Source organism: Liquorilactobacillus ghanensis DSM 18630, assembly GCF_001435235.1.
Classification (GTDB): Bacteria; Bacillota; Bacilli; order Lactobacillales; family Lactobacillaceae; genus Liquorilactobacillus; species Liquorilactobacillus ghanensis.
In genome coordinates this window covers 149,575-163,625 of sequence record NZ_AZGB01000016.1, presented here as the reverse complement: position 1 = coordinate 163,625, position 14,051 = coordinate 149,575, and the positions used below count along the sequence as shown (strand labels likewise).

Annotated in this window: 8 protein-coding genes; 2 read left to right on the top strand and 6 right to left on the bottom strand. The window is 35.1% G+C overall.

The genetic code is table 11. The features are described 5' to 3' along the window. Positions 1–78: 78 nt before the first annotated feature. The 5 genes from FC89_RS06265 to FC89_RS06245 form a co-directional block, all read right to left on the bottom strand. Complete coding sequence (locus FC89_RS06265; protein WP_057871695.1) at positions 79–2,385, bottom strand: glycoside hydrolase family 3 C-terminal domain-containing protein; 2,307 nt, start codon at positions 2,383–2,385, stop codon at positions 79–81. Between the two features lie 81 nt (positions 2,386–2,466). After that, complete coding sequence (locus tag FC89_RS06260) at positions 2,467–3,888, bottom strand: family 43 glycosylhydrolase (RefSeq protein ID WP_057871694.1); 1,422 nt, start codon at positions 3,886–3,888, stop codon at positions 2,467–2,469. A 2-nt stretch (positions 3,889–3,890) separates the two neighbouring features. Next, positions 3,891–6,371 carry a glycoside hydrolase family 3 protein gene (locus FC89_RS06255; protein ID WP_057871693.1) on the bottom strand — a complete coding sequence of 827 codons (2,481 nt, stop codon included), beginning with the start codon at positions 6,369–6,371 and terminating at the stop codon, positions 3,891–3,893. Positions 6,372–6,391: 20 nt separating this feature from the next. Next, the gene (locus FC89_RS06250; protein WP_057871692.1) at positions 6,392–7,765 is read right to left on the bottom strand and encodes an MFS transporter; all 1,374 of its coding nucleotides are present in this window, start codon (positions 7,763–7,765) and stop codon (positions 6,392–6,394) included. 12 nt (positions 7,766–7,777) lie between these two features. Beyond that, positions 7,778–10,306 carry a glycoside hydrolase family 2 TIM barrel-domain containing protein gene (locus FC89_RS06245; RefSeq protein WP_057871691.1) on the bottom strand — a complete coding sequence of 843 codons (2,529 nt, stop codon included), beginning with the start codon at positions 10,304–10,306 and terminating at the stop codon, positions 7,778–7,780. Between the two features lie 165 nt (positions 10,307–10,471). On the opposite strand from FC89_RS06245, the gene FC89_RS06240 reads away from it, so the two are divergent. Beyond that, positions 10,472–11,665, top strand: a complete 1,194-nt coding sequence (locus FC89_RS06240; RefSeq protein WP_057871690.1) for a helix-turn-helix domain-containing protein — start codon at positions 10,472–10,474, stop codon at positions 11,663–11,665. Between the two features lie 470 nt (positions 11,666–12,135). Here the strand turns inward: FC89_RS06240 and FC89_RS06235 are convergent, their stop codons facing one another. After that, entirely contained in the window at positions 12,136–12,966 is an 831-nt protein-coding gene (locus FC89_RS06235; protein WP_057871689.1) for a transporter substrate-binding domain-containing protein, read from the bottom strand. 547 nt (positions 12,967–13,513) lie between these two features. Between FC89_RS06235 and FC89_RS06230 the strand changes: the two genes are divergently transcribed. Beyond that, the gene (locus tag FC89_RS06230; RefSeq protein ID WP_057871688.1) at positions 13,514–13,957 is read left to right on the top strand and encodes a MarR family winged helix-turn-helix transcriptional regulator; all 444 of its coding nucleotides are present in this window, start codon (positions 13,514–13,516) and stop codon (positions 13,955–13,957) included. Positions 13,958–14,051: the final 94 nt, after the last annotated feature.

The following is a 14,051-nucleotide window of genomic DNA, read 5'->3' as shown; positions in this document are numbered from 1 at the left end:
ATAAACGCCTTATTGGTATAAAAATTTATTTTAAAAACTAGCATTGATTAAAACTATTTAATCAAATATTTATTATTTCTAATACAAACGCCAACTGCCATGATTTACCTCTGCAATATCCTGCTTTAATTTTTCCAAAGAATACTCTGGAATCATCTGACTCAAAGTCGTAATTGGAAGTGATAATAATAATTTATACATATCGTTATTCTTTTGCTCTTCCAATTCGTCTGCGGTTACCTGTTTAGTATCAGTTTTTTGATTGGCAAATCCTGATTCAGTAACTGCCTCAAAAAAGCGGTCGGATATTTTCTCCCAGTATTTAACACCGTTAGGATTTTTCAATAAATCACCAATTGTTGATAATTCAGTTAATTTCTGGTTTTTTACCGTATCTCCTACTATATGAATCGTTTGTACTAAAATGTTTTCATGAGCGTTCTTGCCAATGATAATGTCGTAGTCACCGGTTTCAACTGACCAATCTTTTTCTTCCACATTCCAATATGCAAAAGAACGATGATCAAGTTCAAAAGAAACCTGTTTGCTTTCCTTAGGCTGCAGCGTTACCTTAGTAAAACCTTTTAATTCTTTTACTGGTCGAATAATATTTCCTTTATGCGGACTAACATAAAGCTGAACAACTTCTTTTCCAGTACGATCGCCACTATTCGTTATGGTTACCGTCACCTTAGCCGATGCCTTATCATCTTTTTGATCAACAACTAAATCAGTATAATCAAATGTTGTATATGATAATCCGTAACCAAATGGATAACGAACTGGCATTTTCTTAGTTTCAAAATAACGATAACCAACAAATACACCTTCGCGATATTCAACGTGGTCGCCTTCACCGCCAAAAAATAAATATGACGAATGATCCTCAAGCTTATATGGGAAACTCTCAGCCAAACGTCCCGAAGGATTAACAATGCCAAACAAAGCATTGACAATTGCTTGACCGCCGGCATCTCCACCAAGATACATCTCAACGATACCTTTAACTTTGTCAGCCCAAGGCATTTCAACCGGGGAGCCATTTTGCAAGACAACAATCGTATTCGGATTGGCTTTGCTAACAGCATCAATCAATTTCACATGATTTTCTGGAAGTTTCATATGGCTACGATCATAACCTTCAGATTCATAGGTTTCCGGTAAGCCAACAAACACTACGGCCAGATCACTTTTTTTCGCTTTTTCCGCAGCCTTACTGCGTAACTGTAAAGCATCTTGCCCGTCTTCTCGATATCCTTGACTGAAAGATACTTCAGTTATTTTTGAAACAGCCTCCAGTGCCGAGATAACATGAATCGAATTAACATGCGATGAACCAAAGCCCTGATATCTTGGATTTTTAGCAAAATCTCCAATAAAAGTTATTTTTTGCTTTTTAGATATAGGCAAGATTTGATCTTTATTTTTCAACAGCACTAGAGATTCTTCGGCAACTTTTTGAGCAACTTCTAAGGGCTTTAATGAACGTTTAAACGACTCTTTCTTTCTTTTATCTCTTTGTTCTTTTACTTTTAATGCCAAAGCAAGTAGACGTTCGCAATTTCGATCAAGTACTTTTTGCAGTTCAGGACTATGCTTAATTTTTTGAACAACCTCAGCTGTTGCTTGTTCTTTAGGCATTGTAAGGTCAGTTCCGCCAATTAAAGCCTTAATTCGATCGTGAGTAGCACCCCAATCTGAAATGATGGCGCCTTTAAATCCCCATTTATCACGCAATACATTTTCATTGTATTTTGCATTTTCAGTAGCAAAACAACCATTTATTTTGTTGTAAGCTGCCATTACCGTCCAAGGCTTGCCCTTTTTTACAGCTATTTCAAAATTAGTTAGATAAATTTCTCTTAAGGTACGTTCATCGACGTCAGATGAACCGGTAACTCGACGAAATTCTTGCGAATTAGCAAAAAAATGCTTAAGACTAGTTCCGATGCCGTTACTTTGCACCCCATTAATATAAGCTGCGCCAAGTTCACCAGAAATTAAAGGATCCTCTGAGAAATATTCAAAATTCCGCCCGCCAATTGGTGAACGCTTTATATTGACCCCAGGACCCAACAATAAATCAACACCTTGAGTAATACATTCTTCGCCCAAAGCTTTCCCCATTTGCCCTACTAATTTACGGTCAAAACTGCAGGCCGCCAAACTAGCTGTCGGAAATGCGGTTGCTTTTACTGAATTAAAAACATTAGGATTGTTTTCATCAACTTGTTCTTTTCTCAATCCATGCGGACCGTCACTCATTACAACTGAAGGTACACCATATTTTTCAAACGAAACTGTCTGCCAATTATTTGCTCCTGTTGTGAGTGCTATCTTTTCTTCTAAAGAAAGCTGCTGCAAAATTTCTTGTATCTTGTCCATAAGATTTAATCCCCCTGTCGTCAATAATTGTTAGTTAATCTCCGTAGTATCATTTTGCTTTTGACTGCTATTAAATCTCATCTATGATAAAACTTCTTGATCAACTACTGGTATAAAATTAAAATCACGTAACGCTAATGTTCCCTGACCTTTAAATTTAAAATAAATTGATTGAACACCGGTAAGATGCTTAATTGTCCCCACATGATTCTCCCATTGGGCCGAAGAACCGACATTTATTATTCCAACTTTGGATTTTCCTTGACGATCTAAAGAAATAACTAGTTTACCATCACCATCACCACGGGTTGTAATACTAATTTCTTTTATTTGCTGATCAAATCGAAAATATTTAAAACCAATAACATCATTATTGTGAATATTTGCCACATATTGATCAGGACCATCATTACGATCTTCCCCATCTTGAGTAATATAAGGCATTTTGGCAGGATCTCTCGGTCCAAAAACATTTTTCCCACCAATCAAATTACAAGCTATATAAGCCGGATATTCGCCTAAACCTATTAAGGGACCATTATTTAAACCACAGCTGGTAGCTTCGGCTTGTTCAATTGAGCCATCCGGGCTAAATCTAATCGGTTCAGCAACCCCTTGCCGAGTAAAATAGGTGTGATTCGTTACTCGCTGATCAAAGATATACCATTGGCCTTTAATTTCCACAATTCCTCCATGCGAGCTTCCCACTGGATAATTTGCCTGGAGAAAGTTTCTTTTATGATAACCAATATCAGATGTCGAGTGAATTGGTCCTTGATAGTGAAACCCTTTATCAGGATATTTACTTATACAATAATTAAGGCCAGTAGCATTTGTTGCAGAAAAAATTAAATAATATAGTTTGTTAATTTTACGAATGGAAGCTGCTTCAAAAAAATTAGGAGCTTTCCAGGTTTCATTAGCATTCATAATAACTTTAGGCCGACTTTTGACAGTCAACATATCTTCTTCTAATTCAGTTACTGTCAAACCTGCAATTTTTTGTTTGACCTGATCTTGGATACTTGTTTGGCCGGAACCTGAATAAAGAAATATCTTTGTATCATCAATTAATACTGCCGGATCAAATTGAAAATAATCACCATCTCTAGTACCAAGTGCTTCTCCATTTTCATAATGAACATCACCAAGGTATTCATATTTTCCATCAGGTTCATCACACACGGCAACTCCGATAACTGAAGAGTTTGCTGGTGAAAAATACAAATAATACTTTCCGTCCAATCCTTGAACGCAGTCTGGAGCATACAGGTTTCCAGTATATGGTTGTTGGTCTTTTCTAAAGATTATTCCGGAACAACGCCAGTTGGATAAATCATTAAGTGGTGCTGACCAACCGACATAGTCATTCATGCAATAATCATCACCACCAAAACGATCATGACTGCCAAAAATATATAACCGATCGTTAAAAATCCGTGGTTCAACATCAGGTACATATTCCGTACTGGGCAAATAAGGATTAAAAACTTGTTTCTTCATATCTAAAAATCCTCCCCAACCGCACTAGAAAAAATCAAATTTAAAATTCTGATTGCACTTGTCTTAATTGCTTTTTCAGGAATCGTTCCTTTCTTTAATCCTGCTAATAATGATTCTCGTGCAACTGGATAGCCTGGCATAATCAAATCATTTCCTGAAGCTTGGCATTTTTGATAATCTGCTTTACCTTCCGCAGCTGCATTCCAATCTGTCATCACTATTCCAGTAAAACCAAACTCATTTCTTAATAATTTTGTCAGCAAATCATAATTATTTGCTGTATAAACTCCATTTACCTTATTATACGAACTCATAACCGCCTTGGGTTGTGCGTGTTTAACTACAAATTTGAATGCTTTAGTATAGATTTCTCTTAACGTCCTTTCAGAAAGATTGGCTGACATATGATCCCGGTTTTCCTCTTGGTTGTTGCAGCAAAAATGCTTTACAGTGACACCAACACCCTGATGACTCTGAACACCTTCAATAACTGCACTGGCCATAACACTTGTCAGATACGGATCTTCAGAATAATATTCAAAGTTACGTCCACAAAGCGGATTACGATGAATATTGATAGCTGGTGCCAACCACAAACTTACACCGATTTCTAACATTTCTGCCCCAATTGCCGATCCAATTTGTTTTACTAAATCTGGATCCCAAGTCTGTGCTTGATTAACAACAGCTGGCCAAGCAGTCATAAACTGATATACCGGTCTGCCTTCTTGAGGCTTAGCGATTGCATAATCTGCCATTTTTCTAATAAATCCCCAATTATTACTATCTGGGATTTTTCGTAAAAATTTTTGGATACCGTCTGGGGTAATTAAAGTTTCCGTTAATACATTTAAACCAGCCGGACCATCGCTCAAATTAATGTTAGGAATACCCTTTTCCAATAATGCTGCAGTTGTATTACCTGCTACACCGGGTGTTAAATTATAATACTTGTCAAACTGTCCTCCCCCAACACATAAAGTAACCAAGTCTTCAATATTTAAGTTATTTAATATTTCAGTTGTTTTAGCGGTTGGCTCAGCCGTACTCGGTTGATATGAATGCTCGATCAGCTTAAAAGCAGCCGGATCGACTGTCAAACTAGGAACATCACCAGCAGCAACATGAGTTTTCCCTTTAGCAACTTCTAATTCTTTAAAGTCACGGGTTTTAGGACAAATATGTGCCACTTTTTCAACATCAATATCCTGTGAAACTTTTAAAACGGCAATTGGTGAAATATTTTGTGATGAATCACCCAAAAGCAGTGTATAGTCACCCTTTTCTAAAAGCCACAGTGCTTTTTCTTCATTAAATACAGCAACGTCATTCAAATCAAAACTTAGGGTCAATTCTGCTGTCTCTCCCGGTTTTAAATTTGCTGTTTTTTCAAAAGCACACAGAGCAATTTTTTCACTTTGAACTTGAATTCCTGGTTTAGAAATATATAACTGAATTGTTTCTTTACCGGAATAAGTGTCACCAATATTTTTAACCTGAGTTTTAACTTTGACTGAAGAACCTTTAATCAATTGAGAAGTTGACTTAAAATCAAACGTCGTATACGACAAACCAAATCCAAATGGATACCTTGGCGCAACATTAAATGTATCAAAGTACCGATAACCAACATAAATTCCTTCGGTATAATCAGCGTTGGTTAAATCAGATCCCAGATAACTATAACTTTCTGCCGCTGGAAAATCAGTATACTTCTTAGCCCAAGTGTCCACCAATTTCCCTGAAGGTGTCACTTTTCCTAAAAGGACATCAGCAACCGCATTGCCACCTTCTGTACCTACTTGGCCTACAAATAAAATTGCACCAATATTATCTATCTGGTCTAATGGTGACAAATCAATCATGCTACCACAATTAACAATTACAGTTAGATTTTTAAATTTTTGTGCCAATAATTTTATATTAGCTACTTCAACATCGTCTAGTAAAAAATCTCCTTTTTCAACATGGCGATCATGACCTTCGCCTGCTTGTCTAGCAACAACATAAATTGCATTTTGCGTATCATCTTGTGGAATTTCTTCAAGAGCAATTTTTGAACCAATTGGATATTTAAGCGGAACCGCTGCAATTACTTCAAACATTTTTAAAACATCTTTTTGAGTGTAGTCTTTAATTTTTTCTTCAATTAAATTTCGCCGATCATCGCTTTGTTTTTGATAATCACTTTGAAAGCGATCCAACCAAGCTTTACTGGTTATGGTTACATTAGCATTTTGCAAACCTTCTTCAATATTGACACTGTAGCGTTCACGCATATCCCCACTACCTGCTCCGCCGCGAATCGTCATTCGTGCTCCAGCACCATAAAGTGCCACTTTCTGTGTTTTTAGCGGTAAAACACCGGTATTTTTCAAAAGAACGATACTTTCTGCTGCAACTTTTCTTGCCAATGCTCGATGCTGCTTCTCCATTTTGGTTTCTTCAGGACTATCTGGACTATAAACTTTAAATTTTTTCATTATAAATATTCTCCTTTATCTTAATTTTCTTGATTAGCTGCTTTTTTTTGCAGAAGTGGTAATTTTTTCTCAATATCAAACTTCAAATAAACTAATAACACACAGACAGCTGAAATTAGCGGAATCCAATTAGAAAAAGCATAAATTGCGTATCTTGATGCCGTTGATACTACAGTCATTTGGCTACTATATCCAGCAACAGCTAAACTACCACTTAAAAGCATTGTTGCTATAGCTCCGCCAAGTCTATTTCCCATTCCAACAGCTGCATTAGTTAACGTTACAAGATTTTCACCATAAAGATATTCATTGTAATCAATTGCCATTGCTGACATAACACCCATTTGTGTCATAGCTGGTATCGAAGCAAAAGTACTTATAACACTTGACACCATAAAAATTGGTAAATTAGCAGGTATTAGCGCTTTAACTAGTAGAGCAGCAATCCAAATTAAAGCAGTTGCACGCATTGTCACCATAACACCAAATTTTTTAACCAGTGGTGTGGAAACTATAAAACCAAGGATAGTTGGAATAAGCGCCATGCCTCCAACCACGGCAACTAAATTATCGTCGCCAAAAATCCATTTCATATAATAAACACCTGACATATCAGAAAGTGTGAAATTAATCTGAAGAAATATATTAATAAAAAATACCATGACCCAATATTTATTGCGAACTAGTTTTAGCAGATTTTTTACTATCGAGTCTCGCTTTAAACTTTCTTGTTTTTTCTCATCAATCGGAATTTCCATTAATGTTTTATTTCGACTTGAAAAATAACAAATTGATAGAGTTATTACCATAATAATTGCTGCACCAACACCAAATTTCAACCATGCATAGCGATCCCCACCAAGCATATTGGTAATTGGAATAATTCCAATTGTAACTAACATTCCACATAAATAAGACGCTAATGATCTAAAAGTTCCTATGAGACTGCGTTCTCCCCGATTCTTAGTCCGAACTACCTGTAAAGATGCGTACGGCGTTGCTATTAGAGAAGAAATCACAGCCATTACCAGTATATTGGTAGTCAAAACATAGATGCCGGAAACATTTTGACCAAGTGAAGTTGGGACAGTAAATAATAGAATAAAAGCGATAGCTGCTGGAAGAATTAATCTGCCCATCCAAGCAGTATATTTATTTTTGCCCAAATTAGATTTATCAACCATATCGCCTAAAAAGATACCGACTATAACTTCAAATATCTTTTCAATCGTTAAATAAACACCTACCATCCCAACGGCTAAACCCAATTTATCTGTATAAAAATAGGTCATTTGGCCAACCGTCAATGTCATAATGCTCAACCCTACTTGACCTAGAGCATCACCTAAATAGTCCCATCTTCCCATCATCTTTTTGTCATAATTGTTTTCCATTTAATCTACCTCCTAATAAATTTCACCGAAATTTTCATCAACAGAATTACTTTTTACTTTTATCTTTGCATCCGGATACCCCCCTGCAGATACTCGAATATTCGTTGTACCGGCTTGACTTCCTGCACGAATTACCGCTAAAACACGACCATCAAAAGTTTTCCAAGTACGATCAAAATAATTGCCTTCGCAAGAAGGGTTAGCGCTTCCAAAAGCAACTAATTTACATGGCCCTGATGTTTCAATTGAGACATCAGCTTCATCAAATTGATTCAATTGCCCATTTTCATCAACTGAACTTATCATCAAAAACGCTAGATCTTCTCCATTTGCTTTTAACTCAGTTTTATCAACCGTAATTTTTAACTGCTGTGGTTTCCCAACAGTTGCTAATGTTGTTTTCTCACAAGGCGTTCCATTCTTATAACCAACCGCCACCAACTCTCCAGGTTCGTAATTGATTTTAAAGACTGCCAAAAAATCATGTTCTTCGCCAGCTGCTTTTTTGCCCTGACTTTTTCCATTGAGAAACAGTTCCACTTGATCAGCCGCTGCACAAACATTTACAATTGCCGGCTTGCCTTCAAAACCAGGCCAAGTCCAACTGTTAATCGCATCTTTCCACATCCATGGTGTTTTGCTTGGTTCTTCTCCATAATGATTTAAGCGTTCAACCGCAATATAAGGTTGCTGACGCAAACCATAAACTATTTCTCGGTAATAACTCATCGGGCGACGATTACCAATTAAATCAATATCGCCAATATAAGCAGCCCGATCAGGATATTGCGGCTGAAAATTTTGCTGGCCATTATAATAAAAGATTCCCACCCCTGCTTCACCCAAGTAGTCATAACCAATCCATGTAAATTCACCAATTGTATGCGGATGCCGTTTAATAATTTTCCAAGCGGAGGCAATATCAGCTGGAAATGTTTCTGTACCTAAAATTACCCGATTAGGAAAATGTTCGTGTTCAAAAAGATATCGCCCGGTCAAATAGTTATATCCAACAACATCATTAGCCTCGACATATTCATTGAGCATTGCTGTAATTTGAGGATTAACCGCGATCGCGTTAGCTAAAGGACCAACCAAAACACTTTGCATCCCATTTAGCTCGTTAATGTCCTTTTTGGAAGACTCAGTTTGCTTTGTAAAATCTTTGTTATCAGCAACAAAGTCTCCTTTTGACAAAGTATCAGTAACAATATTTTTAAACTGCTTATCAGCAGCAACAATTGCATTAACTGCACTAGTTACATAACGTGTTGGATCCAATTTATGAAATTCATTAGTAAGCTCTCGATTTATTTTTGCTCCCAACGGCGTACCGGCTTCTTTAATTTCATTACCGGTGCTGTACATAACCACACTTGGATGGTTAAAATCTTTGTTGACCATTAGTGCAACATCGTGTTTCCAAAATTCATGAAAGTAGTTAGAATAATCATTAACATTTTTTCCTTGATTCCAAACATCAGTTAATTCATCAAGTACCAATAAACCTAATTCATCACAAATTTGCAGTGAACGATCACTCATAGGAAAATGCGAACCTCTAATAGCATTAAAACCGGCATTTTTCAGGAGCTTAAGTTTCCTTCTCTCAGCATCTTCTAAGCAAACAGCTCCGAGGATTCCGTTATCATGATGTAAACAAGTTCCTCTTAATTTAATTGATTTACCATTGAGTAAGAAACCATGATTAGCATCAATTTTTACAGTTCGCAGACCAAAGCTAATTTGTTCTTGATCTAATATCTTTTTCTCAGAGGCAAGCGTTACTTTAGCAACATACAAAGCAGGATGTTCAGGCGCCCACAAATGCGGGTGCTCGATGTTTAGTTGTTGATTAACGTGCACTTCACTTTGACCATCTAGCGTTACAGAATAACTACCCGCAGCAACCGCTTGCTGATTGGTAGAATCAAAAATTTCTAATTTTAAAACAGCCGTTTGCTTAATATCCAAATTCTTCAAATTTACATCAATACTGACTGTTGCAGAAGCTTGATCTGCATAAATTGTTTGTAACTTAGTGCCGTAAATTGGAATATATGTTTTGTTTGCAAGGTATAAAAAAACATCCCGATAAAGACCACTACCGCTATACCAACGACTATTTTGTCCAACCGAATTATTTACAATCACTTCTATTTCATTTTCTTGCCCATATTTCAAGAAATTATTCAGGTTTATAAATTCACTTTCATAATCGTTAAAACTTGTTTTAGCAAAAACATGATTAATTAATATTTTCGAAATACCTTGGATCCCGGCAAATTCAATCATTATCTGTTTATTTTGAAATTCTTTTGGTACAAAAAACTTTTTTGTATAAAGATAAATCCCCCCAGGATAATAACCAGTCTGACCTCCATTCTTTGTTTTGGCGTTTCTTTTTTCGTGAATCATTGCATCATAAGGTAAATCAACCGTAAGAATTTTTTCTTTATTCTCTGCATCATGAGTCACAGTAAATGACTCTGATTTTAATTTGCTGAAATTCCACTGCCTATTAAAATTAATTTTTTTCATCCTAATCTCCTTTCCTTACCTATAGCCTGTAATCCCTTTCATAAATAAATACTAGTTACTTTTAAGTTTGCATTATTGTAAAAAAAAAGCATATATTGTAAAATCAGTGAGATAATGTAGGCGGTTACAAAATATACTTTAATTTTATTTAAAGGAGGTTTTATTATGTCATTAAATTACAAGATTTGTTCTCTATTGTATGCAAGTTTCTATATACCTATTATCTATGTACAAAATCAGCGCGAAATATTGTTTACTTTTCCTCCCACTATCAAAAGTAAAAAAGAAATCCTAACTTTAAATAAGTATTTTGATTCAAATAAGAACCCTAGCTTATTTTTACCTGAGTCAGAAATCATTTATGGGAAAATAAAAATTCGTGATAATAAAGATTACATTATAATCGGACCTGTAATAAACGATTCTTTTACTCCTAATAGACTAGATAAAGATTTCAATCTATCCCAATTTGATTTAACAGAAATTCATAACATTGCAGCAGATGTGTTTTCCCCTAAATTTAATTTAAATTCATTTAGTAACTTTCTAATTTTGACTAATTATCTTATAAATAAAAAAATGCTTACAACCAGTAAACATTTCCAACTTTTAAACACACATGTAATTAAAAATATAAACACTCAAAAAACAAAACAAAAAATCCATAAAGTTGAAAGTAATAATCTGCATAACACCTACTTTTTGGAACAAGAAATGTTAAATTACATTCGTCGTGGGCAAAAGAAAAATTTAATTAATTTCTTAGAAAATAAAATGTCAAAATCCTTCCTACATGCCGGAAAAATGGGAGAAACACCACTAAGACAAACTAAAAATATTTTTATCGGTACTTTGGTCAAAGTTGGTAACCAAGCTGCCATACCCGGAGGAATGGCAATTGAAGATGTCTACGAGCTAATTGATAACTATACTATTAAGTGTGAAAAGCTTAGTTCAGTCGATCAAATCTTAGCGCTGCAATATAATATGCTCATTGACTTTTGTCAATTAATCAAAAATAAAAAAATCAGCACTGTCTCCGTAGAGGTTCAAAGAATGATGAATTTTATTGATGGTCGCGTTAATACAACTACGACGATTGCCGATGTTGCCAAGTTCTGTAATCGCAGCAATTCTTATGTTGGCAGAACTTTCAAAAAAGAAACCGGTAAAACTATCCATCAATATATTTTGGAAGCGAAGTTAATAGAAGGGCAAAATTTATTGACTTATACTGATATGACAATTGCTGAAATATCAAATTATCTTAATTTTTCCAGTCAATCGTATTTTCAAAATTGTTTTAGGAAGTATTTTGAAGTTACTCCCTTTACATTTAGAAGAAACAGTTCAGCTTGAATATTAAAATTTTCTAGAATAACTCAGCACCATAATATCAGCACATTTTTATTGAAATAATAAGCTAATGGCTATGGTAAAAACAGTTAAAATCATTGTTTTTTTTAATAATGCAAACTGCTTATTTATATCGTTGATTGTTTTCCTGTCTAAAAAATGACCCGTTATGATATTGAAATTGAGCCACTTTGAAAATTAATATTTGAACCAAGAATTGTAAATCATTGTAAGATGCTTAAAACTGAAATTAATACAGCCGTCATGACCACCCCCGAGACCTCAAGCGTCAATTTAGCATTCTGAAATGACTAAAGCTATTGGAACAATCAAAAAAGCTACCTATTCCGCAGAACAGATAGCTTAAGTATTCAGATTATATCATTTTTAATAATTTATTTACCAGTATCACTTGCAGAAGATCTGAAATACTGTATCTTGCAATATTTAACAAACCCGATTCTTTAATCAACTTATTTATTATATTTCTGCTGCAATTGTTTTGCTTGATCAAACATCTTCTTGTCAGTACCATCTTTCTTCAACTTACTAATAACGGTGTTAACTCTCTTAACCAGAGCCTGATTACTTTTATCAATTCCTACCGAATATGACTGCGATTCTTTTTCAATTGGCATTTTAACAGAAGCAATTGCGTACTGGTCTGGATATTTGGAAACATAACCTTCCGCAACGCCACCTTCAACTAAAACCCCATCAAGTTTGTTACCCTTTAATTCAGTTGCCAGACTAGTCACAACACTTTCAACTACAAGATTGCTCTTTTTAAGTTTCTTCTTGGCAACTGCTTGTTGTGTACTACCTTGCTGAACTCCGATATTCTTTTTGGCTAATTGATTAAGTGAATCATACTTGTTTTTATCAGCCTTTCTGACAAGCAGAACATTTTTAGTAGTGTAATACGGTTCAGAGAAGCTGATACTCTTTTTACGCTGCTTGGTAACTGATAAGCCTGAGATAATCATATCAACTTTCTTGTCTTTTAATTCAGAAATCAGTGATGAGAACTCAACATTTTCGATTTTTAACTTAACCCCAAGATTTTTAGCGATCTTCTGTGCCAATAAGATATCGTAACCAATAATTTTCTTTTGACCATTTTGAACAACTGGAAATTCAAATGGTGCAAAATCAGCGGAAGTTCCAATAACCAAAGTTCCACGGTTCTGGATCTTTTTGACCTCATTAGTTTTACTGCTGCTATTCGAACAACCAGCTGCCAAGAAAATCAAACCAACAACTAGTAAACTTAAAACTACTTTGTACCAACTTTTTCTCTTCATGTTCAGTCCCCCATAATTTAAATGCAATTAAACGTTCAAGTTCTTACAGAATTAATATAAACTCATAACGTATAAAATGCAACTAAAAATGAATATTATTATTAAAAAAAGAATTTTAATACACATAGTTTCAAAAATAAAGTAACTTTGCTCATATATTGACTATCAAAACTCTTTTTCCCAATAACAAGTAAATTGAGCAAAATAAAAAAGTACTTTTTCCCTAAAGCTAAGTTTTTGAGATTTTATCATATTTAAATTCACTTTTGAGTTTCATATCAAAATGGTTTTCATGTATCTTTTTGTAACACTTTCAACTGCTTCACTTGTTAATATAAAATCAGTAACCATTGTTTAATCTTAACAAGGAACATCAAAAGATAAAATATTCGGAGAAGGCACCTCCATCATGATGGCCTTAGCCTTTATTTCAATCCTACTGCGATGTTTCTGAAGATCCCAAACGGTTTCTATATGTTGCATTTATGAGGTGAATAGTTTATAGTCGATATTAATTAATCGTGCACGATTAATATCGGAGGTTAATATGAAACTTGATGAGATCGACTTAGCGAACCAGCTTTGCTTTTCCATCTATAATGTCCATCGATTGTTCAACAGATTTTATAAGCAGGCATTAGCACCATTTGGATTAACTTATTCACAATACCTTATTTTGCTTTCGCTTTGGCAACGGGACCGAAAGAACTTGCATGAAATCGGCAATGAGCTCAATTTATCTAGTAATACCTTGACGCCATTGCTTAAAAAAATGGAAACAACAGGTTGGTTAAAGCGAATCCACCCCACTGAGGACAAGCGGCAATTATTAATTGCTCTAACTGAAAAAGGTCAACAACAGGAAGCTGCTATTCATCAGTCAATCATTACCCGCTTTGATCGTAATGGATTTAGTATTGACCAGTATCGGCAAGCACTAGCAGTCAACCAAAAGCTGGTCGCTCAACTTACCAAAGCTGTCGAGAAATGATTTTTTGTCAAATCCGTCGTTCACGACTGAAATTGGTATCGATGATGAAATCAAGACTCAGTGATCCAAGTTAATAAAGTTATCAGCTTGGTTT

Bases quoted from the DNA above. Each gene is read 5' to 3' on its own strand.
- FC89_RS06240 (WP_057871690.1), top strand. From the start codon at position 10,472: ATGTCATTAAATTACAAGATTTGTTCTCTATTGTATGCAAGTTTCTAT.
- FC89_RS06230 (WP_057871688.1), top strand. From the start codon at position 13,514: ATGAAACTTGATGAGATCGACTTAGCGAACCAGCTTTGCTTTTCCATC.
- FC89_RS06255 (WP_057871693.1), bottom strand. From the start codon at position 6,371: ATGAAAAAATTTAAAGTTTATAGTCCAGATAGTCCTGAAGAAACCAAA.
- FC89_RS06235 (WP_057871689.1), bottom strand. From the start codon at position 12,966: ATGAAGAGAAAAAGTTGGTACAAAGTAGTTTTAAGTTTACTAGTTGTT.
- FC89_RS06250 (WP_057871692.1), bottom strand. From the start codon at position 7,765: ATGGAAAACAATTATGACAAAAAGATGATGGGAAGATGGGACTATTTA.
- FC89_RS06245 (WP_057871691.1), bottom strand. From the start codon at position 10,306: ATGAAAAAAATTAATTTTAATAGGCAGTGGAATTTCAGCAAATTAAAA.
- FC89_RS06265 (WP_057871695.1), bottom strand. From the start codon at position 2,385: ATGGACAAGATACAAGAAATTTTGCAGCAGCTTTCTTTAGAAGAAAAG.
- FC89_RS06260 (WP_057871694.1), bottom strand. From the start codon at position 3,888: ATGAAGAAACAAGTTTTTAATCCTTATTTGCCCAGTACGGAATATGTA.